This is a genomic window from Billgrantia bachuensis (genome assembly GCF_011742165.1).
Lineage (GTDB): Bacteria > Pseudomonadota > Gammaproteobacteria > Pseudomonadales > Halomonadaceae > Halomonas > Halomonas bachuensis.
The window spans coordinates 1-25,025 of record NZ_JAAQTO010000025.1; the positions used below are offsets into that span (position 1 = coordinate 1).

The following is a 25,025-nucleotide window of genomic DNA, read 5'->3' on the forward strand; positions in this document are numbered from 1 at the left end:
CAGGGCCAGCGGCGAATGCAGCCCCGCACCCTCCGGCCCACGGATCAGCGCTTCGTAACCGTGCACCCGCTGCCGCCCCACGTCGACGATGGGCTGAAAGTAGGGCGTGAGCTGCTCGCCCTCGAAGATAGCCCTGAGCTCCTGAGCCTCTCGGCAGGCCATGGCACGCCCCTTAGGTTCCCGAGGAAAGGGCAACGATGCGACATATTCGTGACAATATCGTGACGCGTCACACCGATTTGCAACACGGCCTTACGCTTCGAAAAACATGATTGACACCTCGTGCGCCCCCTTGACGGCGACTTGCAGCAAGCCCGGCACGCCATCATCGGTGTCACGCCTCACCTCTCTCCCCTTCATGGATCGTTCCCCGGCCTGAGACTACGCTGAACCAGGCAAATGAGGAACACGCCCATCAGGAGGAAACCAATGTCTCGGCAAAAGGACCATGCCAATCTGTTCGACGATGCCCGCTCACGCCTGGAAGAGGTTTTCGGCTCCATTGATGTGCACGGCGATGCCAGGGAGCGCCTGATGCAGCCGACCCTGGCCTTGCAGGTAAGCGTGCCGGTGCGCATGGACGATGGCAGTCTCAAGGTCTTCACCGGCTGGCGCGTGCAGTACAACGACACTCTTGGGCCGGCCAAGGGCGGCATCCGCTTTCACCCCGGCGTCAATCAGGAGGAAGTGACCACGCTGAGCTTCTGGATGGCGGTAAAGTGCGCCGTGGTCGACCTGCCCTACGGCGGTGGCAAAGGCGGTGTCAAGGTCGATCCCAAGCAGCTCTCCAGGCTGGAGCTCGAACGGCTCTCTCGCAGCTATGTGCGTGCCATTGCCGATATCATGGGCCCCGACCGCGACATCCCCGCCCCCGACGTGAACACGAACCCCACTGTGATGGGCTGGATGGCCGACGAATTCGATCACCTGGCCCGCGGCAAGGTTCCCGCCGCCATCACCGGCAAGCCGCCGGCCCTGGGCGGTTCGTTGGGTCGCGTTGCCGCTACCGGCCGCGGCGCCCTGCACGTGCTCGACCTGTGGGCCGCCCGTGAACAGCGCAGGCCGGAGGAGACCACCCTGGCCATCCAGGGCTTCGGCAACGCTGCCTATCACTTCGCCCGCCTGGCGCAGGAGCGAGGCTATCGTATCGTCGCGGTCTCCGACTCCCAGGGTGCCATCTACAGCCGCGAAGGCCTCGACCCCGATCCCATCATGGAGCAGAAGACCCAGAACCAGCGCCTGCACGACATGGTCTACTGCGACGACTCGGTGTGCATCGCCGAGGATGTGGAGCCGATCGAGCGTGACGAACTGCTGACCCTGGAAGCGGACGTACTGGTGCTGGCGGCATTGGAGAATCAGGTTCACGAAGACAACGTCGACCAGGTAAAGGCCGGTGCACTGCTCGAGATCGCCAACGGCCCGGTTACCAGCCGTGCCGATGCGCGCCTGGAAGAGCGCGGCGTGCCGGTACTGCCCGACGTGCTGGCCAATACCGGCGGGGTGATCGTCAGCTACTACGAGTGGGTGCAGAACCGCAGCGGTGAGCGCTGGGCCGAGGAAGAGGTCAACTCACGCCTGGCCAAGCGCCTGGAACGGCAGAGTCAGCTCGTCTTCGAACGCGCCGAACGAGAGGAAATCTCCTATCGCAAGGCCGCCTATCGCCAAGGTATCGAGCGCATCGCAAGGGCCATTCAGCTACGTGGCAATTGCCAGGACAGCGAGTGAGCGCGCTCCCTGCGCCTGGTGAGGTGACAAGTCTCACGGTGGAGGTGACAATGGCGCCCCCTTGCAAGCAGATTCGGGTCGCCATGACGGAACCCCTGACCATTCTTTATCAGGACGAGCACCTGGTGGCGGTGCACAAGCCAGCGGGGTTGCTGGTACACCGCTCCAAGCTGGCAGGCGGCGTGAGCGAGTTTCTGCTGCAGCGCCTGCGCAATCAGCTTGGCCAGCGCGTCTACCCGGTCCATCGGCTTGACCGCCCCACCTCGGGCGTGATGATCTTTGCCCTGGATCCGGTCAGCGCGGCCCGGCTGGGGGAAACCTTTACCCAACGCCGGGTCACCAAGCGCTACCTGGCCGTGGTGCGCGGTACCGGCCCGGAGCACGAGTGGCTGGACTATGCCCTGCGCGAGGAGGATGGCAGCCGCCCCAAGGCGGAGATGCCACCGCTGGAGGCGCTGACCGAGATCAGGCGGCTGGATGGCGTGGAACTGCCGTTTCAAGTGGATCGCTATCCTGCCAGCCGCTACTCGCTGATGGACGTTCGGCCGCTGACCGGGCGTCGTCACCAGATTCGCCGCCACCTGTCGCGGCGCGGCTATCCGATCATCGGCGATGCCAAGCATGGCAAGGGTAACCACAATCGTTTCTTCGCCGAACGCCTGGGCTGCCCGCGGCTGCTGCTGGCTGCGGTTGGCTTGAGCTTCGATCACCCTGCGGGCGAGCATGGGCTGGCATTGAGCTGTGCGCTGGATGCCACCATGACGGCCCTGTTCCAGCACTTTGGCTGGGCCGGTCATCTGCCGGTCGATAGCGCCTGCCGCCTCGACATTGCACCGCCCGCCGCGACCTGATACCCCTGAGCTGGAGATTCGATACGCCGCCATGACCGCCTCGCCACACCCACACGATACCGCCCCGCCGGCCCAGGACGACTATGACTTTCGCTTCGGTGGCATCCGGCGCCTCTACGGCGCCCGTGCCCTCGAACGCTTTCGCAGTGCCCATGTGGTGGTGGTCGGGGTCGGCGGCGTCGGCAGTTGGGCAGTGGAAGCGCTGGCACGCTCGGGTATCGGCCGCCTCACGCTGATCGACCTCGACGACGTCTGCGTTTCCAACGTCAACCGCCAGTTGCCCGCGCTGGACGGCACCATCGGCCGCCCCAAGGTGGAAGTCCTGGCCGAGCGCTGCCGGGCGATACAGCCCGGTATCGAGGTCATGGCCGATACCGCCTTCGTCACCCCGACCAACCTGGCCCAGCGCATCCCGGACGACGCCGACCACGTTATCGACGCTATCGACAGCGTGGTAGCCAAGGCAGCGCTGATTCACTGGTGTCGCCGGCGCAAGCTGCCCATCGTCGTCGCCGGTGCCGCCGGGGGCCAGACAGACCCCACGCGCATCAAGGTGGCCGACCTTGCGCGCACCGAGCATGATCCTCTGCTGGCCAAGGTGCGTGCGCGCCTGCGCCGCGACCATGGCTTTTCGCGCAACCCAAAGCGGCGCTTCTCCGTCGAATGCGTCTATTCTGACGAGCAACTGGTTTATCCGGGCCCGGGTGGCGAAGTCTGCCTGCAAAAGCCCGCCAGCGGCGAGTCGACCCGGCTCGACTGCGCCTCCGGGGTGGGTGCGGCCACCTTCGTCACCGGCGGCTTCGGCTTCGTTGCCGTCTCGCGGGTGCTCGCACGGCTGGCCAAGACGGCCGCCGACAACGACACAGCCCCCTGACTGGAGTTCACGCGATGTCACAGCCCCTCCCCGTCCCGGGGATTTATAGCCACTACAAGGGCAACCGCTACGAGGTACTCGGTGTCGCCCACCACAGCGAGACCGAGGAACTGCTGGTGGTCTATCGCGCGCTGTATGGCGACTACGGCCTGTGGGTGCGGCCCCTGGAGATGTTCATCGAGACCGTCGAGGTGCGCGGCGAACCGGTGCCGCGCTTCGACCTCGAAAAGGCTTTCTAGCTAGGGCCCACAAACGAAACCGGCGCCCTGAGGCGCCGGAGAGATCAGGAGCGACCGCAACGTCACTCGTCGCCGGCTTCCTGCATCTGGCGCAGCATGTAGTTCTCGATGCCGACCTTGTCGATCAGGCCGAGCTCGGTCTCGATATGATCGATGTGCTCCTCCTCGTCGGCAAGGATATGGCGGAACAGGTCACGGGATACGTAGTCCTTGACCTGCTCGCAGTAGGCGATGGCCTCGATGTAATCCTTACGCCCTTCATGCTCGATCTTGAGATCGCTTTCGAGCATCTCGCGTACGTTCTCGCCGATGTGCAGCTTGCCGAGGTCTTGCAGGTTGGGCACGCCCTCGAGAAAAAGAATGCGCTCGATCAGCTTGTCGGCATGCTTCATTTCGTCGATCGACTCGTCGTACTCCCACTTGGCCAGTGCCTTGAGTCCCCAGTCCTTGTACATCTTGGCATGCAGGAAGTACTGGTTGATTGCCACCAGCTCATTGCCGAGGGACTTGTTGAGGTATTCGATGACCTTGGCATCGCCTTTCATTGCCTTTCTCCCTTCTCTTCGTCTCGGCCTTGGGCCTGTCTTGGCGTTGCGTGACGCTTAGCGAACCATATTAGGCAGTATCAGCACAAACACGCAAAAAATCCAACCGAGACAGTCGGTTGGATTAATGGCAACAAGAATGAGAGAGATTGGCAACGACAGCCGCAGGCGGCTGGAAACACTACACGGCGTAGGCGAGATCGCTGGCCGAGGCCATCAGTTCGGTCTTGACGGCCTCGCGGGTGATGGTCTTGCCGACACAGGCGCACTTGCCGCACTGAGTACCGCAGCCGGTTTCCTGCTGAACCTCTCGCCAGCTACGGGCACCGCCTTCGACGCTCTCACGAATCTTGCGGTCCGATACGCCCTTGCAAAGACATACGTACATCGACATCCACCTCGCTGTGCTTACGAGAGGTAATGTAAATGATTCGCATAGGCTATCGCAAGAGGAAGTCGAGGATTTTTTGATCCGGGTCAGCTGGCACTAGCGTCGGCTCGCCTTGGGTATGACCACGATCCGCGTGCCCGAAGCGATATCGGGCCAGCTGCGGCGTTCGCTGTCGAACAGCACCCAAAGGTAGCCCAGCCCGAAGGCGGCCAGCGAAAGCCAGGCCACCAGATAGCGCACCAGACTCTGACTCAGGGTGATCGAGTAACCATTGCGGGTCTGTACACGCAGGCGCCAGGCTTGCATGCCCAGGGTCATGCCGCCACGCATCCAGGAAAAGGCGAAGAACAGGAACGCCCCGACCAGCAGCGCCAATTGCAGGGTCAGGCGCTGCGGCGCGCCCTGACCCACCAGCTCGGCATCCAGCCCCAGGATCAGCCGCACGAAGGCCACGTGCAGCACGGTGATCAGGAGCCAGATCGCCAGGACCAGCAAGGCGTCATAGAGCATGGCGCCCAGACGCCGCCCCAGGCCGGCCGGCCATACGTCGTCGAGCTGATCGAATTTTCGTTGCATCATCGTCCCTTGTTTCAGGTCCATGCCGACCGGTGCCGCTAGCCCGAGCGACGCAGCAGGTAAAATCCCAGGGCAGCGCATAGCAGCGTAGGCGCCAGAACCGCCCACACCGGTGAGAAGCCGAATACGGTGGAGGCCGGCGCCAGCAGGTCCTGCAGGTACTTGAACGACAGCCCGACGATCACGCCGTAGAACACCCGCGTGCCGGCGGCCACGGTGCGCAGCGGGCCGAACACGAACGACGCCGCGACCAGCACCAGCGAGGCCATGGTCAGTGGCATCAACATCTTCTGCCAGAAATAGAGCAGCGGCTGGGTGGCCTGCTGCCCCTGGGACAACAAGTAGCGCGAGTAGGCCCACAGCTCGCTGGGCGCCTGGCTACTGACATCCCGCAGCAGGCGGTTGAGCTGGTCGGGAGTCAGTGAGGTATCCCATCTCAGCCGCGCGTGGGTCTCGGCCTCGGTACGGTCGTCGCCGAAGCGCGTGATCTTCACTTCCTCGAGCATCCAGCGATCGCCTTCCCAGGACGCACGCGACGCTTGTACGGCTTCGCGCAGCCTTCTGTCGTCGAAGGCGTAGCGGGTCAGGTCGAGAACCGTATCGTCGGCACGGATGGCACCGAACCGGTAGATGCTGTCGCCCTCGCGCTGCCAACCACCGCTCTGCGTCAGCAAGGCACCCTCACCCTGCATCTGCTCCAGGCGCCAGGCGCTGGCGTACTGTTCGGTACGCGGGCTGATGAATTCGGCAATCAACAGCAGGATGGCCACCACCAGGACGATCGGCTTCATCACGCCCCACAGGATGCGGGCCAATGAGCGCCCGGCCGCTCGCATCACCGTCAGCTCGTTGCTCGAGGCCATGCTGCCCAGGCCGATCAACGCACCGATGAGCACGCCTACCGGCGCGTACTGATAAAAACGCCAGGGCAGGCGCATGAGCAGGAAGATCAGCACCTGGAGAGCGCCATAGTTGCCTTCGACGTCGTCCAGGTCGTTGATGTAAGTGATCACCAGGTCGAGGCCAAGCAGGACGACCTGAACGACGAGGATCGCCCCCAGCACGTTGCGCGCAATATAGCGATCGAGACGGTCCGTCAGCATCAACGCATCCCCCTGCGCTGGTTGTGCATCAGCAGCCCCACGCCAAGCGCCAGGAACACGAGATGAATTGGCCACATGCCGATCACCGGCGATAGCGCTCCGCGACCGATGGCATCCAGCGCCGCCAATAGCAGGCTGAGGTAGCAGATGTGCAGAAAGATCGCCGGCAACAGCTTGGCGAAACGGCCCTGGCGGGGATTGACACGCGAGAGCGGCATCGCCATCAAGGTCAGGATAAAGACCATCAGCGGAAGCGAGAGTCGCCACTGCAGCTGGGCGTGGGCTCGCGCGGAGTCGTTGTCGAGCAGCTCGGCGGTGGTAGCATACTCGGCCGACTCCAGCTCACGCTGTTCACCGGCGAGTGAAAGTCGCACGGCATAAGTCTCGAACTCAAGCCGCTCGGCTTCGAAGCGCCCCGGTTCGACGCTGTAGCGCTCGCCATCGGCCAATACCAGGAAGCGGCTGCCGGTCTCGGGGTCGACGGTCTGATAGCCGCTGCCGGCACGCGTCACGGCAGTCTCGGGCGAGCCGTCGCGGCGGCGCTGGCGCTCGCTGATGAAGACTTCCTGCATGCGGCTGCCATCGTCGTTGAAAGATTCGGTATAGGCGGTGCGACCGCCGCCGAAGTCCTGGAAGCGTCCCGGTGCCAGGGCGGTGAAGTCGATCTGGCTGCTCTGCTCCTCGAGCATCACGGCATTGTGCAGCGCGCCGGCCGGGGTCAGCCACAGACTGCACAGCCCCACCACTACCGCCACCAGGGTCGCCGGCACCAAGCTGACCTGAAACAGCCTGGCGGGGCTGGTACCGCAAGCCACCAGCACGGTGATCTCACTGTTGAGATAGAGCTGACCGTAGGCCAGCAGGATGCCGAGAAAGAAGGCCAGCGGTAGAATCAGCTCGAGAAAGCCGGGCAGGTGGAAGAGCATCAAACTGCCGAGGATGGTGGCGGGAATGTCGCCCTCCGCAGCGTCGGTGAAATAGCGTATGAAGCGGCTGCCCATGATGACCAGCAGCAGCACGCCGGCAACGGCGGCCATGGTGAGCAGGATCTCGCGGGTCAGGTATCGAAAAATGATCATGCAGCGGTCTTCCATGCAATGGCGCCATGCCTTGAGTACACTTGGGTGATTCGGCAGTGGCCTGGAGCCGTGCCGGCATTATCCAGAATCCCCCATCGCTTGTCTTGTGGAGTCACCATGGAATTCCCAGTTCAGACGGCCAATCCCGCCAAGGCCGAATCGGCCTGCCTCGTGGTCCCGATTTTCAAGGACGGCGACCTGCTGCCCGCCGCCGCCAAGCTCGACGACGCCAGCGAGCGGCTGATCGGCCAACTGATCGAGCGCGGCGACTTCGACGCCAAGCTGGGTAAGGTGCAACTGATTCCCTTCGCCCCCGGCCTCTCCGCCGATCGCCTGATGCTGGTAGGGCTGGGCGAGCGCGAGAAGTGTCTGGAGCGCGCCTTCATCAAGGCCCTGGACGCCGCCTTCACCGCCGTCGCCGGGCTGCCGGCGGAGGACGTCGCCGTGGCCTTCACCGACGTGCCGGTCCCAGAGCGCAGCGTCGCCTGGAAGGCCCGCATGACCGCGGAGGCGGCACAGCGCGCCGTCTACCGTTTCGACGAATTCAAGTCGGAGAAGGCCCCGCGTCCGCGGCTGGAGAAAGTCACCCTGCTGCTCAGCGACGGCGATACTGCCGACGAGGCCCGCGAGGGTGCACGCGTCGGTGACGCCATCGGCCAGGGCGTGGCCTACACCCGCACCCTGGGCAACCTGCCGGGCAACGTCTGCACGCCGAGCTATCTGGCCGATCAGGCCGAACAGCTGGGCCGCGAGTCGGGCGGTGCCCTCGAGGTCGAGATCCTCGACGAGGCGGCGCTGGAAGAGCTCGGCGCCCACAGCCTGCTCTCGGTGGGCCGCGGCAGCGAGCAGCCCTCGCGGCTGATCGTCATGAAGTATCAAGGGGCAGAGGACGCCGACGAGGCGCCTCACGTGCTGGTAGGCAAGGGTATCACTTTCGATACCGGCGGCATCTCGCTCAAGCCCGGCGAGGCGATGGACGAGATGAAGTTCGACATGTGCGGCGCCGCCAGCGTGTTCGGCACCGCCAAGGCGGTGCTCGGCATCCGGCCCAAGCTGAACCTTGTGTTCATAGTCGCCGCCGCCGAGAACATGCCCGACGGCCGCGCCACCAAGCCCGGCGACATCATCAAGACGCTCAAGGGGCTGACGGTCGAAGTGCTCAACACCGACGCCGAAGGGCGTCTGGTGCTGTGCGACGCGCTGACCTACGCCGAGCGCTTCGAGCCCGCCAGCGTGGTCGACATCGCCACTCTCACCGGCGCGGCGATCATCGCCCTGGGCCACCACGCCACCGGCCTGCTCTCCAACGACGATGACCTGGCACTGGACCTGCTCGACGCCGGCGAGGCGGCCTGGGACCGCGCCTGGCACCTGCCGCTGTGGGACGAGTACAAGGAGCAGCTCGACTCCAATTTCGCCGACATGGCCAATATCGGCGGGCGCCCGGCCGGCACCATCACCGCCGCCTGCTTCCTCTCGCGCTTCGCCGACAAGTTCCCTTGGGCGCACCTGGACATTGCCGGTACCGCCTGGCATTCCGGCAAGCAGAAGGGCGCCAGCGGCCGTCCGGTAGGCCTGCTGACCCAGTATCTGCTCGATCGCGAGGAAGAGACGCGTCAGGTCGAGAACGACGCCTGAGATCGCTCAAGGTTGCCATCGCCGCCGGCAACCGTTACATCTGACGCATTGCGCGCTCCGGGTCGGCCGACCCGGAGCGCCGTAGAAGCCCAAGAAAACGCCGGATCCCGGCTTAGCGGAGACCCTTTTGCCGTGCCCAACGCAACCTTCGAGACGCTGCCCAGCGCCACACCCGTGGCAGCCAACATTCGCGACGACATCCTTGCCAGCCCCGGCTTCGGCCAGTACTTCAGCGATCATATGGCCCACGTACGCTGGACGGCCGAGTCCGGCTGGCACGGCCACGAAGTGCGCCCCTACGGGCCGCTGACCCTCGACCCGGCAGCCGCCGTGCTGCACTACGGCCAGGAGATCTTCGAGGGCATCAAGGCCTACCGCCACGCCGACGGCTCGGTGTGGTCGTTCCGCCCGGAGAAGAACGCCGAACGCTTCCGTCGCAGCGCTCGCCGTCTGGCGTTGCCCGAGCTCAGCGACGAGGACTTCATCGGCTCGCTCAAGGCCCTGCTCGCCCAGGACCACGCCTGGGTGCCGACGCCCAGCAGCGAGGCCGACGAATCGAGCCTCTACCTGCGTCCGTTCATGATCGCCAGCGAGAAATTCCTCGGCGTGCGCCCGGCCAAGGAAGTCGACTACTACGTCATCGCCTCCCCTGCCGGCGCCTACTTCAAGGGTGGCATCGCCCCGGTATCGATCTGGCTCTCCTCTCACTACAAGCGCGCCGCACCCGGTGGCACCGGCTTCGCCAAGTGCGGCGGCAACTACGCCGCGTCGCTGGCCGCCCAGAAAGAGGCCGAGAAGCACGGCTGCGGCCAGGTTGCCTTCCTCGACGCCGCCGAGAACAAGTGGGTCGAGGAACTGGGCGGCATGAACCTGTTCTTCGTCTATCGCGACGGCCGTCTGGTCACGCCGCGCCTGACCGACACCATCCTCGAGGGCGTGACCCGCGATTCGGTGCTCACCCTCGGCCGCGACGAAGGCTTCACCCCTGAGGAGCGCGCCATCAGCATCGACGAGTGGCGCGAAGGCGTGGCTTCCGGCGAAATCACCGAAGTCTTTGCCTGCGGTACCGCTGCGGTGATCACCCCGGTGGGACAGCTGATCAGCGAAGACGACACCATCCGCATGCCCGACACCGGCAACGAGGTGGCCAAGCGTCTGCGCGCCAAGCTGCTCGATTTGCAGTACGGCCGGGCTGAAGACAAGCATGGCTGGTTGACGCGCCTGGTGTAACAGCGAAGGCGCCGCAATGGGCTCGCTGGTGCGAGTCCGTTGCTCCACGGCTATTACCACTGAGGCGAGGGGCGCCGAAGGGCAGGCCGGCGCGGAGGTCCTACGCCAGGGATGGCGTCGGTAGCGTACAAGGATGTATTCACAGCGCCTCCGCGAAGGCCTGCCCGTCGGGAAGGCCCCGGGCAGACTCTGATGACCCAAGTCGATTTCTACATACTCCCCGACATCACGCTGGAAGCGCGGCTCGACTTCGCCTGCCGGCTGGCCGAGACCATCGCCGGCAAGGGCTACCGGCTGCACCTGCACGCCGAGGACGAGGCCATGGCCACCGACCTCGACGAGCGGTTGTGGACCTTTCGCCCCGAGGCCTACCTGCCCCACGCCCTGCTCGGCAGCGAGATGGCCGAGAGCGTGGCGGTGACCCTCGGCTGGGAGCATCCACCCGAGCCGAGCCCCGAAGCCCCCATGGCGCTGCTCAACCTCGACCAGGGCATTCCCGAGTGGTTCTCGCGCTTCGAGCGGGTCGCCGAGATCATCAACCAGCACCAGCAGGTGCTGGTCGCCAAGCGCGAGTGCTGGCAGACCTACAAGCAGCGCGGCTATCCCGTGAAAGCGCATCAGCTACGCGGCTGAGCCCCAAGGCACCAAAGCGAGGGGCGCCTAGGTGAGGGGCGCCGGGGGCAGGCCGAAGAGGAGGTCTTTTGCCATGGATGGCAAAAGTAGCGCCCAGGGATGGGTTCACAGCGCCTCCTCGCAGGCCTGCCCCCGGATCAGCCCCGACTCCGTGCAGCTTCGCTGGGAGTGGCCACTTGGTTGGCTGACGCCAAGCGCCCCATCGCGCTATAATCGAGCCCATTTTCGAACCGCTTTCGACGACTTCCCGCCGCCCGGCCCACGACCCGGCGGCGATCATTTCTGGACCCGGAACGCCCCATGGACAAGACCTACCAACCCGAGCAGATCGAATCCCGCTGGTACGAGCGCTGGGAGGCCGACGGCCGCTTCGCCCCCTCGGGCGAGGGCGAACCCTACTCGATCATGATCCCGCCGCCCAACGTCACCGGCAGCCTGCACATGGGCCACGCGTTCCAGGACACCATCATGGACACGCTGATCCGCTGGAAGCGCATGCAGGGCAACAACACCCTGTGGCAGGTCGGCACCGACCACGCCGGCATCGCGACGCAAATGCTGGTGGAGCGCAAGGTCGCCGCCGAGGAGGGCAAGAGCCGCCACGACCTGGGCCGCGAAGCGTTCATCGACAAGGTGTGGGAGTGGAAGCACGAGTCCGGCGGCCACATCACCCGCCAGCTGCGCCGCATGGGCGCCAGCGTCGACTGGTCGCGCGAACGCTTCACCATGGACGACGGCTTCTACAAGGCGGTGCAGGAAGTCTTCGTGCGTCTCCATGAAGAAAACCTGATCTACCGTGGCAAGCGCCTGGTCAACTGGGACCCGACCCTGCACACCGCGATCTCCGACCTCGAGGTGGAGAATCGTGACCAGCAGGGCCAGTTCTGGCACTTCCGCTATCCTCTGGCGGATGGCGTGACGACCGACGCCGGCCTCGACTACCTGGTCGTCGCCACCACCCGCCCCGAGACGATGCTCGGCGATACCGGCGTGGCGGTGAATCCAGAAGACCCACGCTACGCTTCGCTGGTCGGCAAATTCGTCGAGCTGCCGCTGGTCGGCCGACGCATCCCCATCGTCGCCGACGAACACGCCGACATGGAGAAGGGCTCGGGCTGCGTGAAGATCACCCCGGCCCACGACTTCAACGACTACGAGGTGGGCCGCCGCCAAGGCCTGCCGCTGATCAACGTCTTTACCCAGGACGCGGCGATCCTGCCCCAGGCGGAGGCCTTCGACATCCAGGGCCGTCCGCTGCCCGAGATCGACCCCAGCCTGCCCCAAGCGTACACCGGGCTCGACCGCTTCGAGGCGCGCAAGCGGATCGTCGCCGACATGGAGGCCGCCGGCCTGCTCGAGCAGGTCGAGACGGTCAACAACACCCTGCCCTATGGTGACCGCAGCGGCGACGTCATCGAGCCGCTGCTCACGGACCAGTGGTTCGTCGCCGTGGAGAGCCTGGCCAAGCCCGCCATCGAGGCGGTGGAAAACGGCGACATCCAGTTCGTGCCCAAGAACTACGAAAACATGTACTTCTCGTGGATGCGCGACCTGCAGGACTGGTGCATCTCGCGCCAGCTGTGGTGGGGCCACCGCATTCCCGCCTGGTACGACGCCGAGGGCAACGTCTATGTCGCCCGCAGCGAGGCCGAAGCCCGCGAGAAACACAGCCTGGCTGCCGACGTGACACTGACGCAGGACGAGGACGTGCTCGACACCTGGTTCAGTTCGGGCCTGTGGACCTTCGGCACCCTGGGCTGGCCGGAGAAGACGCCGGAGCTCGAAACCTTCCACCCCTCCAGCGTGCTGGTCACCGGCTTCGACATCATCTTCTTCTGGGTCGCGCGGATGATCATGCTGACCCTGAAGTTCATGGACGAGGTACCGTTCAAGACCGTCTACGTCCACGGCCTGGTGCGTGACGGCCAGGGTCAGAAGATGTCCAAGTCGAAGGGCAACGTGCTCGACCCCATCGACCTGATCGACGGCATCCAGCTCGACACGCTGCTGGAGAAGCGCACCGGCAACATGATGCAGCCGCAGAAGGCCAAGGCCATCGCCAAGGCCACCCGCGACGAATTCCCCGAGGGCATCGAGCCTCACGGCACCGACGCGCTGCGCTTCACCTTCCTCTCCCAGGCCACCACCGGGCGCGACATCAAGTTCGACATGGGCCGCCTGGATGGCTACCGCAACTTCTGCAACAAGCTGTGGAACGCCTCGCGCTACGTGCTGATGAATGCCGAAGGGCAGGACTGCGGAGCAGGCGGTGGCGACGTCGAGCTGTCGCTGGCCGACCGCTGGATCGTCTCGCGCCTGCAGCAGACCGAGGCCCAGGTCACCAAGGCCATGGAGGAGTACCGCTTCGACCATGCGTCGCAAGCGCTCTACGAGTTCGTCTGGAACGAGTACTGCGACTGGTACCTGGAGCTTTCCAAGCCGGTGCTGTGGGACGACAATGCCAGCCCCGCCGCCAAGCGTGGCACCCGCCGCACCCTGGTGCGCGTGCTGGAAGCCATCCTGCGCCTGGCCCACCCGATGATGCCGTTCATCTCCGAGGAGATCTGGCAGCGCGTGGCGCCGCTGGCGGGCAAGGCAACGGGCGACGGCGCTGAGTCGATCATGAACCAGCCGTGGCCCATGGCCGAGCAGGAGAAGATCGACGAACAGGCAACCCACGACATCGAGTGGCTCAAGGGTGTGATCGTCGCGGTGCGCAATATCCGCGCCGAGATGAACATCGCCCCCGGCAAGCCGCTGGAGGCACTGCTGACCAAGGGTAGCGCCGCCGACCGCCAGCGCCTCGAGGCCAACCGCCCCTTCCTGGCCAAGCTGGCCAAGCTCGAGAGCGCCACCTGGCTCGACGAACCGGCCCAGGCGCCGCTTTCTGCCACCCAGTTGGTCGGCGACATGGAGGTGCTGGTGCCCATGGCCGACCTGATCGACAAGGACGCCGAGCTTGCCCGCCTGGCCAAGGAGATCGACAAGCAGGACAAGCTGATCGGCGGCATCGAGAAGAAGCTCGGCAACGAGAGCTTTGTCGCCAAGGCGCCGGAGGCAGTGGTCGAGAAGGAGCGCGGCAAGCTCAAGGAGTACCAGGCGGCCCGCACCCTGCTGGTCGAACAGCGCGACAAGATCGCTGCGCTGTGATTTAGCGGCCCGAAACCGCCGCGCTCTGACAAGCGGCCCGAAACCGCCGCTACCGGATCAGCGGCCCAATATCGCCGCCAGGAGACGACACGAATGCCTCGAGAGGAGAGTTCCATGGCAGCCCATAGCCAAGGCTTGACGCTCGAGGCGATCCGGCCACTGTTCCCGCTGCTCGAGCGCAACAGCGCCGGGTCGATTCTAGTGGATGCCGACAGCCGTCTCATCTGGATCAACGCCTGCTACTGCCGCCTGCTGGGAATCGATGACCCGGCCAGCGTCATCGGCCGTCCCGTCAACTCAGTGATCCCGCACACCCGCATGCCCGAGGTGGTGCGCAGCGGCCGCCCCATCCTGCTCGACATCATGGAGTACCAGGCCCGTCAGCTGGTGGTCACGCGACTGCCGCTGCACGACCCGGCCACCGGCCGGGTCAATGGCGCAGTGGCCTTCATCGTGTTCGACGAACTTGGGCCGCTGGCGCCGCTACTCGGCAAGTACCGCCGCCTGCAGCATGACCTGGCGGCAGCGCGGCGCGCCTTGGCCCGGCGCGGCTCGCGTTACGAACTGGCCGACTTCGTCGGCGCCAGCCCCCCGGTGCTGGAGGTCAAGCGCCGCGCCCGGCTGGCCGCCGCCCGCGCCACGCCGGTACTGCTACTGGGCGAGACCGGCACCGGCAAGGAAGTACTGGCCCAGGCCATCCACGGCGACTCCCCCCGGGGTGCCAACCCCTTCGTTGCCGTGAACGTGGCGGCGGTGCCCGAGAACCTGCTGGAGGCGGAGTTCTTCGGTGTCGCGCCGGGCGCCTATACCGGCGCCGACAAGCGCACCCGCCAGGGCAAGTTCCAGCTTGCCGACGGCGGTACCCTGTTTCTCGACGAGGTCGGCGACATGCCGCTGGCACTGCAGGCCAAGCTGTTGCGCGCCCTGCAGGAGGGCGAGGTGGAGCCGCTGGGTTCCAACGAGATCAAGCGGGTCGACGTACGCGCGATCGCCGCCACCAGCCGTGATTTGGAGAGCATGGTCGCCGAGGGCAGCTTCCGCTCCGATCTCTACTATCGGCTCAACGTGCTGCGCATCCAGGTACCGCCGCTGCGCGAGCGCCTCGGCGACCTGGGTATCCTGTGCGAGACGATCCTCGGCCGCATCGCGGCGGAGAGCGGCGAGCCCCGCGCCGAAATCACCGCCGAGGCCGTCGCGCTGCTGCAGCGGCACGACTGGCCAGGCAATATTCGCGAACTGCGCAACGTACTCGAGCAGACCCTGGCCCTCAACGAAGCCTGCAGCGTCATCGGCGTGCCGGAGCTGCGTGCCGCCCTGCCTCACGCCACCGCCTCAACGCGCCACCCGCCCGCCACCTCGGCCGTGCGCCCCCTGGCCGACGTCGTGGCCGCTGCCGAGCGCAGTGCGTTGCACGATGCGCTGGCCGCCTGCCGCGGCAACAAGTCCCGCGCGGCCCGCATGCTGGGCATTCCCCGCTCGGTGCTCTACGACAAGCTCGCTCGACTGTCCGACTAACCGGTCAACTGTCCGGATTTACGGACAAAACCTCTCCAACCAAGGTCTAAACTTCGTCCGGATAGCCGGACATTCCCTCCCTCCCCCTTTTTCTCGTGCTCCTTTAACTCATTGAAAGTTAGAAAAAAACCAAGAATGGCACGGCTCGTGCACTACAAGCGCCAGTGCATGGTGCGATGCTGCCCGTTCGAGGGCGGTGCACCATGCCTCACTGCATAGCGACAACGCCACCCAAGGCGTTGCGACGACAACAATGCACAAGGAGCTTTCATGCCGTCCTCATCGTCTCCCGCCATCCGCCTTCACCCGCTCGCTCTCGGTGTGGCCGCCGCGGCCCTGCTGGCCGGTACCGCTGGAACCGCCCAGGCTCAGGAGCAGGTACGCTGGCAGGTGCCCATCGCCTTCCCTTCGCATCTGGTCGGCCTGAGCACGCCGGTTCGCTTCCTCAGCGAGCAGCTGGAGCTGGCCTCCGGCGGCAACATCAACCTGCGCTACTACGAGCCGGGCGAGCTGATCCCGCCGTTCGAGATCCTCGATGCCGTATCCGAAGGCCGCTACGACGCCGGCTTCACCTGGGTCGGCTACGACCAGGGCAGCATCCCTTCGCTACCGCTGTTCGCCGGCGCGCCGTTCGGCATGGAGCCGCCCGCCTACCTGGCGTGGCACTACTTCGGCGGCGGCAAGGAGCTGCTCGAGGAAATCTACGCCGAGTATGACGTCCAGCCCCTGCTGTGCAGCATGATCGGCCCCGAGGCCGCCGGCTGGTTCGCCGAGCCGCTGGAGAATCTCGACCAGATCGACGGCCTGCGCATTCGCTTCGCCGGCATCGGCGGCCGCGTGCTCGAGCGCCTGGGTGCTTCCGTCACCATGATCCCCGGAGGCGAGCTCTACCAAGCCATGGAGCGCGGCACCATCGACGCCACAGAATTCTCGGCGCCGGCGGTGGATCGCATCCTCGGCATGCAGGAGATCGTGCAGAACTATGTCATGCCGGGTTGGCACCAGACCTTCACCACGGCTCACCTGCTGGTCAACAAGGAGAGCTGGGAGGCGCTGGAGCCGCAGACCCAGGCGATGATCGATATGGGCTGCCGGGCCGCCACTCTCTACGGCTACTCCGAGAGCGAGATCGAGACGCCCAAGGCGCTGCGCGACTTCGAAGAGGAGGGCGTGAACGCCCAGGTGCTGTCCGACGAGATCCTCAGCGAGCTGCGCCGGGTGACCAACGAGGTACAGGCCGAGATCGCCGCCGAGGACGAGATGTTCGGCCGCGTGCTCGAGAGCCAGCGGGAGTTCATGAAGCTGCACGGCAACTGGCACGTCAAGGGCCACCTGCCGCGCTCCTACTACGCCCCCGAAAACCTCGAGGAGTAAGACCTCTCGGAACGTCCTGAAGCCGGCCGCCGCTCGATGACGGTGGCCGGTGCATGTGTTTACGCCACGGAGTCACCCCAATGAGCGTCAACGATTCGACGGCCGCGCCGGAGCTGCCCACCAATCGCCTGAGTTACCGCCTCGACATGGCCATCCTGGTGTTCGGCCGGGCCATCTCCTGGCTATGGCTGGCCACCATGGCGGTGGTGCTGACCAACGTGGTCAACCGCTTCATCCTCGGTCGCGGCTCGATCGCGGTGGAGGAGCTGTCCTGGCACTTGTTCGGCGCCACCATGATCCTGACCCTGGCCTATGCCGTGGTCAGCGACGATCACGTGCGCGTCGACGTCATCCGCGAGAAGTTTTCGCTGCGCGCCCAGGCCTGGATCGAGCTGGCGGGCATCGCCCTGCTGGCCCTGCCGATCCTCTACCTGATGGCCGAGGCTCTGTTCGAGTACGCCTATCGCGCCTTCGAGCGCGGCGAGCACTCCCAGGCGCCGAGCGGTCTGCCTCATCGCTTCGTCATCAAGTCGCTGATCCCGATCGGCCTGACGCTGGTGGCCGTGGCGCTGTTCTCGCGCGCCCTGCGCTGCACCACGCTGCTGTTCGGCTTCCCCCGCCGCATCCTCCAGAATACGCCCCGGCATTAGTCGGCGCGCCCGGACACGCATCGAGATCGATTATGGGACTGGAACAATTTCTCGTGCTGGCGATGTTCGCCAGCTTCATGGGCCTGCTGCTGCTGGGCTTTCCCGTGGCCTGGTCGCTAGCCGGCATCGGCTTCGTCTTTGCCGTCATCGGCCATGTGCTGGTGGAATTTCTCGGCGCCGACCTCTGGTTCTCCTGGGGCGGCACCATCGGCGTGCTGGATCGTCGCATCTACGGCATCGTCGCCAACGAGCTGATGGTGGCGCTGCCACTGTTCATCTTCATGGGCATCATGCTCGACCGCTCCGGCATCGCCGAGCGACTGGTCACCTCGCTGGTGCGCGTGCTCGGCGGCCTGCGCGGCGGCTATGCCGTTACCGTGGTGATCGTCGGCGTGCTGCTGGCGGCTTCCACCGGCATCGTCGGCGCCTCGGTGGTGTTGCTCGGCATGCTCTCGCTGGGGCCGATGATGCGCGCCCAGTACAACAAGTCGCTGGCGGTGGGTACCGCCTGTTCGGTGGGTACTCTGGGCATCCTGGTGCCGCCCAGCATCATGCTGGTACTGATGGCCGACCGCATGGGCACCTCTGAGGCATCGGTCGGTCGGCTGTTCATGGCGGCACTGATCCCCGGGGTGATGCTGGGCGTCATGTACATCGCCTACATTCTGATTGCCGCCTATCTGAAGAAGGACCTGGCACCGGCGCCCAAGGATCGCGAACCGCTCGACGCGCGCGCCTTCCTGCAGGTATTCCTCGCAGTGCTGCCACCCCTGGGGCTGATCCTGGCCGTGCTCGGCTCGATCTTCACCGGCTTCGCCACGACGACCGAGGCCTCGGCCGTGGGCGCCCTGGGTGCCTTGCTGCTGGCCCTGATCAACCGCCGTCTCAACCTCACGGTGCTGCAGCAGGCGCTGTACCAGACCAGCCGCACCACGGCCTTCATCTTCGCCATCTTCATCGGTGCCACGGTATTCGCCGCCGTGCTGCGCGGGCTGGGCGGTGACGATGTGGTGCGCTTCGCCCTGACCGGCCTGCCTTTCGGCGAAACCGGCATCGTGCTGACCATCCTGGCGGTGGTATTCCTGCTCGGCTTCTTCCTCGACTGGGTGGAAATCACACTGATCATCCTGCCGCTGGTGGCGCCGGTGATCATGAGCCTGGGCGTGGATCCGCTGTGGTTTGCGATGCTCTTCGCCATCTGCCTGCAGACCTCGTTTTTGACGCCGCCCGTGGGCTTCGCGCTGTTCTATATCAAGGGGGTCTGCCCACCCGAGATCACCACGCGCGACATCTATGTCGGCGTGGCCCCCTTCGTCGCGCTGCAGTTGCTCGGGCTGCTATTGGTGTTCTTCTTCGCACCGCTGGCGACCTGGCTGCCCAACGAGATCTACGGCGGACGCTGACATTCGATCGTTACGGAGACGACGCATGCAATTGAACGACAAGACGGCGCTGATCACTGGGGCTGCGGGCGGCATCGGCCGTGCGATTGCCGAGCGCTACGCTCGCGAAGGCGCGCGAGTGGCCGTGGCCGACCTCGACCTGGCCGCAGCGGAGGCGACCGTGGAAGGAATTCGTCATGCTGGCGGCCAGGCCATCGCCCTGGCCATGGACGTCACCGAGGAAGCCGCGGTGGAGGCCGGTGTGGCAGCGGTGGTCGAGCGCTGGGGCGGGCTGGACATCGCCATCGCCAACGCCGGCATCCAGCACATTGCCCCGCTGCACTCCCTGACTTTTGCCGACTGGCGCCGGGTGATGGCCGTGCATCTGGACGGTGCCTTCCTGGTCACCGGTGCCGCCCTGCGCCAGATGTATCGGCAGGAGAAAGGCGGCAGTCTGATTTACATGGGATCGGTGCACAGCAAGCTCGCCTCGCCGCTCAAGGCCCCCTATGTGGCGGCCAAGCACGGCCTGCTGGGCCTGTGCCGCACCGTGGCCAAGGAAGGCGCGGCGCACCGGGTGCGCGCCAACGTGATCTGCCCCGGCTTCGTGCGCACGCCGCTGGTGGACCGGCAGATTCCGGAGCAGGCCGAGGCGCTGGGAATGACCGAGGAAGCGGTAGTGCGCGACGTGATGCTCAAGGATACCGTCGACGGCGAGTTCACCACGCTGGACGACATCGCCGAAGTGGCACTGCACCTGGCCGCTTTCCCCACGGCGGCCCTGACCGGCCAGTCGGTAGTGGCCAGTCACGGTTGGTTCATGCAGTAGTCACAATAAGTTAAGGAACACTGTTCCGTTACGTTCGCTTACGCTAGAATAGGGCATTGCCAATCACTTCGCGCGTGCCCTTCATGTCACACTTCGAGCCCTACTTCGCGCCTGGCCGCGTCCTGCTGTTCAATCTGCTAGGTGCCCTGCTGGTCTGGTCCTGGCTCTCGCCCAGCCTGCTGTTCTGGACCGTCTGGGACGATGCCGTCTTCTTCACCACCAATGCCTGGCTCCGCGAGGACAACGCGGCGTGGGTACTGTTCGTGGCGTTTACCAACAACCGTCTGTTCGACGTGGCCAGCTTGCTGGTACTGCTCGGCCTCTTCATCTGGGCCATGCGGCACGACACACAGCCCCAGCACCGCCTGCTGCGCTGGGGCGGTATCGGCCTCACCATGCTGCTGTCGGCGGTGTTCATCGCCCAAGGCGTGAGTATGACAGTGCCTTATACTCACCCCAGTCCTACGCTGGTCTACGAGAACGTCAACCTGATTACGGAAATGGTCGAGTTCTCCACCAAGGACAGCTCCGCCAGTAGCTTCCCGGGCAACCACGGCATCAACCTCTTCCTGTTCACTGCCTTCATGTGGCGCTTTGCCAGCGCCAAGGTGGCACTGGCCAGTGCCGTGACCGCGGTACTCTTGAGCGCACCGCGCATCCTCGGCGGCGCCCACTGGATCAGCGACATCTACTTCGCCGCCCTGGCGATCAATCTGATCGTCACGCCCTGGATCCTGCTGACTCCGCTGGGTCCGATCCTGGCCCGTGCCCTCACTGGCTGGCTGGTCAAGGTGCGCAGCGCCCTGCCCCAGGTCGCTTAGGCTCAGTTCGCTCTGCGCCAGCCGCCCAACACGCGCTGATCCGGCCCGAAGAACACCAGCCGGTCGTGGTCGATGAGGAAACGGTAGGCGTTCTCCATCATCCCGGTGACGCGCCGGGCATCGTCGAGCTTCGGACAGCCCCGACGGGTAGCGGCCAGTTCATCGAATTTTATGCGATTGCCTGCATCGAGGCTCACCCGCCCATTGAGTTCGTTGCAGCCGTCACTGCCCGTCACGCGGCCATCGGGGGAAACCACGAAATGTGGCGTCTCGGGCATGGAAAGCCGTTCGTCGGTGCCCATCAACAGCAGGTTCCAGCGCTGCCCAACCACCGGATGGTCGCTGGAGACACGAGGGCCATCATCGCGTGTCGGCTCGGAGGGCTGGCTGCCGCAAGCCGTCAGCAAGACCGCGGTCGCCAGCATCAGGCCCAGGCGGGCCACAAGCGTCATCTTCATGGATCTTCTTCTTCTCCGGGCTGAGTTCAACGCCGCACGGCCAAGCGCCGTCGTTTGTAAACACACCTACCAAGAACCGGTGTTTTCCATCGAGGCCCAGGGTTCCCGGGCCGGCAGCGGCTCGCCCTTCTGCAACAGCTCGACGGAGATACCATCGGGGCTGCGCACGAAGGCCATGTGGCCGTCGCGCGGCGGTCGGTTGATGGTCACCCCGGCCGCCTGCAGGCGCTCGCAAAGCGCGTAGATATCGTCGACGCGATAGGCCAGGTGCCCAAAGTTGCGTCCGCCGGTGTACTCTTCCGGATCCCAGTTCCAGGTCAGCTCGAGCTCGGGTGCCTTGAGCCGCTCGGAGCGCGGTGCGTCCTCGGGCGCAGCCAGGAAGACCAGGGTAAAGCGCCCCTTCTCGTTCTCCTTGCGCCGTACCTCCGCCAGCCCCAGCAGGTCGCAGTAGAAGCGCAGCGATGCGTCCAGATCACTGACGCGCACCATGGTGTGCAGATACTGCATGAACGTCTCCTTGTCTTGGCGAAATCAGTCGTGAGTATATTCGCTGAAAATGTCCGGCGTCCTGTCCTCATGGCGCCAGGTCAGCACCGAATAATCATCGTAGCGCCCTGTCTCCATGCCCGGCGAGCCGTGAGGCATGCCGGGCACGGTCAGTCCCGCCACGTCGGGCTTCTCCTCGAGCAGCCGCTTGATATCGGCGGCGGGCACGTGACCCTCGATCACGTAGCCTTCGACCAGCGCCGTATGGCAGGAAGCGAGCTCCGGTGTAATACCGTGCTCGATCTTTACCGCGCGCATGTCGCTGGTCTTGTATCGGCGCACCTCGAAGCCCTCCACCTCGAGATGTTCGGCCCAGGCCGAGCAGCAGCCGCAGTTGGGATCTTGGTACATTTCGACCACGGGGGCGGCCTGGGAAGGGGAGACGGAGGCCAAGATGGCGCAGGTGGCCAGCAGCCCTCCAGCCAGGGTGGCGAGCAGCGCCGTCTTCCGGGGTGTGCGGATTGCGGGTAGGATCTTCATATCAGCGGCTCCTGATGCGTTGCGACGCCATATGGATGGGATCGTGACAAGCCGCCATTGACTTGCCAAGACCTCACAAGGAAAAGAGAGCAGAAATGGCACACTATTGCGATACGGCCCCGGGCCACCCTTGGCATGGACCCTACCACGAGGATGAGTACGGCTTCCCGGTCGCAGACGACACGGCGCTGTTCGAGCGCTTCGTGCTGGAGATCAACCAGGCCGGGCTCTCATGGCTGACCGTGCTGAAGAAGCGCGAAGCGTTTCGGCGTGCCTTCGACGGTTTCGATGTCGATCGGGTCGCTGCCTTCGGCGATGCGGACCGTGAGCGCCTGCTCGGCGACGCCGGTATCATTCGCAACCGGCTCAAGGTCGAGGCGGCGATTCACAACGCCGGCGTGATCCAGGAGCTGCGCGATGAGTACGACAGCTTCGCCGGCTGGCTCGACCACCACCATCCGTTGCCGTTGACCGACTGGGTCAAGCTGTTCCGCCGGACCTTTCGCTTCACCGGCCCCGAAATCGTCGGCGAGTTCCTGATGAGCACCGGCTATCTGCCGGGCGCCCATCGCGACGACTGTCCCGTGCATCGGCGCATTCTCGCCTGTAGCCCCGCTTGGCGCTCCGTCTGAAAGCCCGTTCATCACCGCAAGGAGATCAAGCGCATGGATACCCTGACGCAGGCAGCGCTGGGCGCAGCGATAGGCGGCACGGTACTGGGCCGCCGCCTGGGGCGCAAGGCGGTGTTGATCGGCGCGGCGCTGGGTACCCTGCCCGATCTCGATGTCTTTCTCGACTATGGCGATGCCGTAGCCAACGTCACCGAACATCGCGGCTTCAGTCACTCGCTGTTCGTGCTGACCGGGCTGGGGACGCTACTGGCTGTGCTCGCCAGACGATTCGCCCCGGCCCGCAACATCACCCTCGGCCGCTGGTGGGCCTTCTTTCTGCTGTGCCTTGTCACCCATCCGCTGCTCGACGCGCTGACCACCTACGGTACACAGCTTTGGTGGCCACTCGACGGGCGACCCAGCGCCTGGCCGGTGGTGTTCATCATCGACCCGCTCTACACACTGCCGTTGCTGGTGGGCATCGGTTTCGCACTGGGCACCGGTCACGGCTCACGGGGCCCCGCCTGGGGCCTGGCACTCTCCTGTGCCTACCTGACATTCGCCATGGCCGCCAAGGGCGTGGTAGAGCAGCGGCTGGCTCCGGTGCTGGCCGAGCATGGGCTCGAAGACGCGCCGCGACTGGTTCAGCCCGCCCCGTTCAATACGCTGCTGTGGCGGGCGACTGTCATTGATGGCGACCGTCACCATGAAATCCTGGTGGGCCTGCTGGATGGCGCTACTCGGCCACTGCTGGAAACCTACCGGCGCGGTGCCGAGTACGAGCCGCTGGCCCTGTCGCTCGAGAAGGGCCGGCGCCTGGACTGGTTCGCCGGGCCGTATCTGCGTTATGAGAACCGCGAACTGAACGGCCGGGACACCCTTGTTGCTACCGATCTGCGGCTGGGTTTCCCGGGTTTCTTCGCCTTCAATTACGCATTGGCGGTTCGCGAGGGGGAGGCTTGGCAACCGCTGAAGGTCACCGAATTGGTGGTTGCCGACTCCCGCGCCGACCTGGAGACTCTGGGTCGGCTGGGAGCCAGAATTCTCAATCCCGAGGCGCCGCTATGCACCAGCGACTTCGCCGCCAAAGGCTGGGTCGAAGCGGTGCCTCCCGTCTGTTGAGGCGAGCCGATCGTCAGAGCTTGGCGACCAGCGTGTCGATGGCTTGCCGGGCCTCCTTTAGCGCCGCGTCGCGCCGCCCTTCCCCCATGGCAAGTCCCTCGGCAAAGACCACCGATACGTCGCCGATACCGATCATGCCCAGCATGGCCTTCAAGTGTGGCGTCTGGCTGTCGAGCTCGGTGCCGGCATATTGCCCGCCCCGGGCCGCCAGAATCACCGCACGCTTGCCCTTCACCAGCCCCTCGGGCCCCTGCTCGGTGTAGCGGAAGGTCGTGCCGGCGCGCATCACCCGGTCGAACCAGGCCTTGAGCTGGGAGGGAATGCCGAAGTTGTACATCGGCACCGCCAGTACCAGCACGTCGTGGGATTGAAGCTCCTCGATCAGGCTGTCGGAGCGCTCGGCCAGCATCTGCTGCTCGGCGGAACGCTCTTCAGCCGCGACCTGCCAACTGGAAAGCTCCTCCAGGCCCAGATGCGGCAGCGATTCGGTTGCCAGGTCGCGGTGAGAGACGATGATGTCGTCGCGCTCTGCGACACGCTGGCGGAGGTGGCTGGCCAGGGCATTGGACTGCCCCTGATCGCCGAGGATGGAGGAGGTAACGAGAAGAATGCGGTTAGCCATGACGATCTCCCTGGTTGGGTTCTGTGTTGATCGCCATGTTACGTTCATTTTTTCTTACTAAAAGCGCATAGTTTCGCGCTCATCTTTCGATAAAAACGAAAATTGTCACAATAAAAAGCCCCGCCTATTTGAACTGACCCCCGAAAGTTGGACACTGATCCAACCGTAGGGGGTTTTGCATGGCCAAGTATTCGGCCGAGTTCAAGCTTGAGGTCGTGCTCCATCATGAGCGCCAACGTGACGGTGCCAAACGCACCGCTGCCCATTTCGGCCTGGACCATGGCACCGTACGCATGTGGGTGGCTGCCTATCGCCAACATGGTTACGACGGTCTGATCCAGCGTAAGCGCCGCCGCCACTATGACGTGGCGTTCAAGCTGGAAGTCCTGCGCTTCCTCGATCAGGGAGGATCGATCCGGGAAGCCTGTGCTCGCTTTAATATTCCGGGCCGTTTTACGATACCGGCATGGCAACGTCGTTACGCATCCGGCGGCGCCGATGAAAAGCACTGATTATCAATGAGCTAAGGCCTGATCATGCGCTCACACACTTGTTGCGAGCCGCGGGGCTAGCGCGTA

The 25,025-nt window shown here is 65.0% G+C and carries 26 protein-coding genes; 17 read left to right on the plus strand and 9 right to left on the minus strand.

Features of this window, described 5'->3' with window-relative positions:
• Positions 1-429: 429 nt before the first annotated feature.
• The 4 genes from HBJ55_RS10275 to HBJ55_RS10290 all read left to right on the plus strand — a co-directional run bounded on the left by HBJ55_RS10275 (position 430) and on the right by HBJ55_RS10290 (position 3,692).
• The gene (locus HBJ55_RS10275; protein WP_167113884.1) at positions 430-1,728 is read left to right on the plus strand and encodes a Glu/Leu/Phe/Val family dehydrogenase; all 1,299 of its coding nucleotides are present in this window, start codon (positions 430-432) and stop codon (positions 1,726-1,728) included.
• An 83-nt stretch (positions 1,729-1,811) separates the two neighbouring features.
• Positions 1,812-2,579, plus strand: coding sequence for a pseudouridine synthase (locus HBJ55_RS10280; RefSeq protein WP_167113887.1), 768 nt, complete (start codon positions 1,812-1,814; stop codon positions 2,577-2,579).
• A gap of 31 nt (positions 2,580-2,610) precedes the next feature.
• Complete coding sequence (gene tcdA, locus HBJ55_RS10285; RefSeq protein WP_167113892.1) at positions 2,611-3,453, plus strand: tRNA cyclic N6-threonylcarbamoyladenosine(37) synthase TcdA; 843 nt, start codon at positions 2,611-2,613, stop codon at positions 3,451-3,453.
• Between the two features lie 14 nt (positions 3,454-3,467).
• Positions 3,468-3,692, plus strand: a complete 225-nt coding sequence (locus HBJ55_RS10290) for a DUF1653 domain-containing protein (protein ID WP_167113895.1) — start codon at positions 3,468-3,470, stop codon at positions 3,690-3,692.
• A gap of 62 nt (positions 3,693-3,754) precedes the next feature.
• Here HBJ55_RS10290 and bfr read toward each other — a convergent pair whose 3' ends face one another.
• The 5 genes from bfr to lptF form a co-directional block, all read right to left on the minus strand.
• Entirely contained in the window at positions 3,755-4,237 is a 483-nt protein-coding gene (gene bfr, locus HBJ55_RS10295; protein ID WP_167113898.1) for a bacterioferritin, read from the minus strand.
• Positions 4,238-4,418: 181 nt separating this feature from the next.
• Positions 4,419-4,625 (minus strand): (2Fe-2S)-binding protein, encoded by a 207-nt coding sequence (locus tag HBJ55_RS10300; RefSeq protein WP_167113901.1) that lies wholly within the window; start codon positions 4,623-4,625, stop codon positions 4,419-4,421.
• A 99-nt stretch (positions 4,626-4,724) separates the two neighbouring features.
• Positions 4,725-5,204: an RDD family protein gene (locus HBJ55_RS10305; protein ID WP_167113904.1), complete on the minus strand. Its 480-nt coding sequence runs from the start codon at positions 5,202-5,204 to the stop codon at positions 4,725-4,727.
• A gap of 38 nt (positions 5,205-5,242) precedes the next feature.
• On the minus strand, positions 5,243-6,307 hold the full coding sequence (gene lptG / locus HBJ55_RS10310; protein ID WP_167113907.1) for an LPS export ABC transporter permease LptG: 1,065 nt from the start codon (positions 6,305-6,307) through the stop codon (positions 5,243-5,245).
• Positions 6,307-7,386: an LPS export ABC transporter permease LptF gene (lptF, locus tag HBJ55_RS10315; protein ID WP_167113910.1), complete on the minus strand. Its 1,080-nt coding sequence runs from the start codon at positions 7,384-7,386 to the stop codon at positions 6,307-6,309. The genes lptG and lptF overlap by 1 nt, the downstream gene beginning before the upstream one ends.
• A 117-nt stretch (positions 7,387-7,503) precedes the next feature.
• On the opposite strand from lptF, the gene HBJ55_RS10320 reads away from it, so the two are divergent.
• The 10 genes from HBJ55_RS10320 to HBJ55_RS10365 all read left to right on the plus strand — a co-directional run bounded on the left by HBJ55_RS10320 (position 7,504) and on the right by HBJ55_RS10365 (position 20,608).
• Complete coding sequence (locus tag HBJ55_RS10320) at positions 7,504-9,024, plus strand: leucyl aminopeptidase (protein ID WP_167113912.1); 1,521 nt, start codon at positions 7,504-7,506, stop codon at positions 9,022-9,024.
• A 132-nt stretch (positions 9,025-9,156) separates the two neighbouring features.
• Positions 9,157-10,254: a branched-chain amino acid aminotransferase gene (locus HBJ55_RS10325; RefSeq protein WP_167113915.1), complete on the plus strand. Its 1,098-nt coding sequence runs from the start codon at positions 9,157-9,159 to the stop codon at positions 10,252-10,254.
• Positions 10,255-10,446: 192 nt separating this feature from the next.
• A complete protein-coding gene (locus tag HBJ55_RS10330; protein WP_167113918.1) occupies positions 10,447-10,887 on the plus strand; it encodes a DNA polymerase III subunit chi in 441 nt (146 codons plus the stop codon).
• 300 nt (positions 10,888-11,187) lie between these two features.
• Complete coding sequence (locus HBJ55_RS10335; RefSeq protein WP_167113921.1) at positions 11,188-14,037, plus strand: valine--tRNA ligase; 2,850 nt, start codon at positions 11,188-11,190, stop codon at positions 14,035-14,037.
• A gap of 114 nt (positions 14,038-14,151) precedes the next feature.
• Entirely contained in the window at positions 14,152-15,552 is a 1,401-nt protein-coding gene (locus HBJ55_RS10340) for a sigma-54 interaction domain-containing protein (protein WP_167113924.1), read from the plus strand.
• A gap of 270 nt (positions 15,553-15,822) precedes the next feature.
• Complete coding sequence (locus tag HBJ55_RS10345; RefSeq protein ID WP_167113927.1) at positions 15,823-16,926, plus strand: TRAP transporter substrate-binding protein; 1,104 nt, start codon at positions 15,823-15,825, stop codon at positions 16,924-16,926.
• A gap of 80 nt (positions 16,927-17,006) precedes the next feature.
• Positions 17,007-17,576 (plus strand): TRAP transporter small permease subunit, encoded by a 570-nt coding sequence (locus HBJ55_RS10350; protein ID WP_167113930.1) that lies wholly within the window; start codon positions 17,007-17,009, stop codon positions 17,574-17,576.
• A gap of 32 nt (positions 17,577-17,608) precedes the next feature.
• Positions 17,609-18,979, plus strand: coding sequence for a TRAP transporter large permease (locus tag HBJ55_RS10355; RefSeq protein ID WP_167113933.1), 1,371 nt, complete (start codon positions 17,609-17,611; stop codon positions 18,977-18,979).
• Positions 18,980-19,004: 25 nt separating this feature from the next.
• Positions 19,005-19,787, plus strand: coding sequence for a 3-hydroxybutyrate dehydrogenase (locus tag HBJ55_RS10360; RefSeq protein ID WP_167113936.1), 783 nt, complete (start codon positions 19,005-19,007; stop codon positions 19,785-19,787).
• A gap of 83 nt (positions 19,788-19,870) precedes the next feature.
• A complete protein-coding gene (locus tag HBJ55_RS10365) occupies positions 19,871-20,608 on the plus strand; it encodes a phosphatase PAP2 family protein (protein ID WP_167113939.1) in 738 nt (245 codons plus the stop codon).
• 2 nt (positions 20,609-20,610) lie between these two features.
• Here the strand turns inward: HBJ55_RS10365 and HBJ55_RS10370 are convergent, their stop codons facing one another.
• The 3 genes from HBJ55_RS10370 to HBJ55_RS10380 all read right to left on the minus strand — a co-directional run bounded on the left by HBJ55_RS10370 (position 20,611) and on the right by HBJ55_RS10380 (position 22,092).
• The gene (locus tag HBJ55_RS10370) at positions 20,611-21,066 is read right to left on the minus strand and encodes an META domain-containing protein (RefSeq protein WP_167113942.1); all 456 of its coding nucleotides are present in this window, start codon (positions 21,064-21,066) and stop codon (positions 20,611-20,613) included.
• Between the two features lie 66 nt (positions 21,067-21,132).
• Positions 21,133-21,573 (minus strand): VOC family protein, encoded by a 441-nt coding sequence (locus HBJ55_RS10375; protein ID WP_167113945.1) that lies wholly within the window; start codon positions 21,571-21,573, stop codon positions 21,133-21,135.
• A gap of 24 nt (positions 21,574-21,597) precedes the next feature.
• Positions 21,598-22,092: a DUF411 domain-containing protein gene (locus HBJ55_RS10380; protein ID WP_167113948.1), complete on the minus strand. Its 495-nt coding sequence runs from the start codon at positions 22,090-22,092 to the stop codon at positions 21,598-21,600.
• A 95-nt stretch (positions 22,093-22,187) separates the two neighbouring features.
• Between HBJ55_RS10380 and HBJ55_RS10385 the strand changes: the two genes are divergently transcribed.
• Positions 22,188-22,724 carry a DNA-3-methyladenine glycosylase I gene (locus HBJ55_RS10385; protein ID WP_167113951.1) on the plus strand — a complete coding sequence of 179 codons (537 nt, stop codon included), beginning with the start codon at positions 22,188-22,190 and terminating at the stop codon, positions 22,722-22,724.
• 33 nt (positions 22,725-22,757) lie between these two features.
• Positions 22,758-23,825, plus strand: coding sequence for a metal-dependent hydrolase (locus HBJ55_RS10390; RefSeq protein ID WP_167113954.1), 1,068 nt, complete (start codon positions 22,758-22,760; stop codon positions 23,823-23,825).
• A gap of 13 nt (positions 23,826-23,838) precedes the next feature.
• Here HBJ55_RS10390 and HBJ55_RS10395 read toward each other — a convergent pair whose 3' ends face one another.
• Positions 23,839-24,447: an FMN-dependent NADH-azoreductase gene (locus HBJ55_RS10395; RefSeq protein WP_167113957.1), complete on the minus strand. Its 609-nt coding sequence runs from the start codon at positions 24,445-24,447 to the stop codon at positions 23,839-23,841.
• Positions 24,448-24,626: 179 nt separating this feature from the next.
• Between HBJ55_RS10395 and HBJ55_RS10400 the strand changes: the two genes are divergently transcribed.
• Positions 24,627-24,959 (plus strand): helix-turn-helix domain-containing protein, encoded by a 333-nt coding sequence (locus HBJ55_RS10400; protein WP_167113960.1) that lies wholly within the window; start codon positions 24,627-24,629, stop codon positions 24,957-24,959.
• The last annotated feature ends 66 nt before the right edge of the window (positions 24,960-25,025 follow it).

Bases quoted from the DNA above. Each gene is read 5' to 3' on its own strand.
- HBJ55_RS10300 (WP_167113901.1), bottom strand. From the start codon at position 4,625: ATGTACGTATGTCTTTGCAAGGGCGTATCGGACCGCAAGATTCGTGAG.
- HBJ55_RS10355 (WP_167113933.1), top strand. From the start codon at position 17,609: ATGGGACTGGAACAATTTCTCGTGCTGGCGATGTTCGCCAGCTTCATG.
- tcdA (WP_167113892.1), top strand. From the start codon at position 2,611: ATGACCGCCTCGCCACACCCACACGATACCGCCCCGCCGGCCCAGGAC.
- HBJ55_RS10370 (WP_167113942.1), bottom strand. From the start codon at position 21,066: ATGAAGATGACGCTTGTGGCCCGCCTGGGCCTGATGCTGGCGACCGCG.
- HBJ55_RS10330 (WP_167113918.1), top strand. From the start codon at position 10,447: ATGACCCAAGTCGATTTCTACATACTCCCCGACATCACGCTGGAAGCG.
- HBJ55_RS10340 (WP_167113924.1), top strand. From the start codon at position 14,152: ATGGCAGCCCATAGCCAAGGCTTGACGCTCGAGGCGATCCGGCCACTG.
- bfr (WP_167113898.1), bottom strand. From the start codon at position 4,237: ATGAAAGGCGATGCCAAGGTCATCGAATACCTCAACAAGTCCCTCGGC.
- HBJ55_RS10375 (WP_167113945.1), bottom strand. From the start codon at position 21,573: ATGCAGTATCTGCACACCATGGTGCGCGTCAGTGATCTGGACGCATCG.
- lptG (WP_167113907.1), bottom strand. From the start codon at position 6,307: ATGCTGACGGACCGTCTCGATCGCTATATTGCGCGCAACGTGCTGGGG.
- HBJ55_RS10395 (WP_167113957.1), bottom strand. From the start codon at position 24,447: ATGGCTAACCGCATTCTTCTCGTTACCTCCTCCATCCTCGGCGATCAG.
- HBJ55_RS10275 (WP_167113884.1), top strand. From the start codon at position 430: ATGTCTCGGCAAAAGGACCATGCCAATCTGTTCGACGATGCCCGCTCA.
- HBJ55_RS10335 (WP_167113921.1), top strand. From the start codon at position 11,188: ATGGACAAGACCTACCAACCCGAGCAGATCGAATCCCGCTGGTACGAG.
- HBJ55_RS10400 (WP_167113960.1), top strand. From the start codon at position 24,627: ATGGCCAAGTATTCGGCCGAGTTCAAGCTTGAGGTCGTGCTCCATCAT.
- HBJ55_RS10345 (WP_167113927.1), top strand. From the start codon at position 15,823: ATGCCGTCCTCATCGTCTCCCGCCATCCGCCTTCACCCGCTCGCTCTC.
- HBJ55_RS10280 (WP_167113887.1), top strand. From the start codon at position 1,812: ATGACGGAACCCCTGACCATTCTTTATCAGGACGAGCACCTGGTGGCG.
- HBJ55_RS10380 (WP_167113948.1), bottom strand. From the start codon at position 22,092: ATGAAGATCCTACCCGCAATCCGCACACCCCGGAAGACGGCGCTGCTC.
- HBJ55_RS10385 (WP_167113951.1), top strand. From the start codon at position 22,188: ATGGCACACTATTGCGATACGGCCCCGGGCCACCCTTGGCATGGACCC.
- HBJ55_RS10290 (WP_167113895.1), top strand. From the start codon at position 3,468: ATGTCACAGCCCCTCCCCGTCCCGGGGATTTATAGCCACTACAAGGGC.
- HBJ55_RS10390 (WP_167113954.1), top strand. From the start codon at position 22,758: ATGGATACCCTGACGCAGGCAGCGCTGGGCGCAGCGATAGGCGGCACG.
- HBJ55_RS10360 (WP_167113936.1), top strand. From the start codon at position 19,005: ATGCAATTGAACGACAAGACGGCGCTGATCACTGGGGCTGCGGGCGGC.
- HBJ55_RS10320 (WP_167113912.1), top strand. From the start codon at position 7,504: ATGGAATTCCCAGTTCAGACGGCCAATCCCGCCAAGGCCGAATCGGCC.
- HBJ55_RS10305 (WP_167113904.1), bottom strand. From the start codon at position 5,204: ATGCAACGAAAATTCGATCAGCTCGACGACGTATGGCCGGCCGGCCTG.
- HBJ55_RS10350 (WP_167113930.1), top strand. From the start codon at position 17,007: ATGAGCGTCAACGATTCGACGGCCGCGCCGGAGCTGCCCACCAATCGC.
- HBJ55_RS10365 (WP_167113939.1), top strand. From the start codon at position 19,871: ATGTCACACTTCGAGCCCTACTTCGCGCCTGGCCGCGTCCTGCTGTTC.
- lptF (WP_167113910.1), bottom strand. From the start codon at position 7,386: ATGATCATTTTTCGATACCTGACCCGCGAGATCCTGCTCACCATGGCC.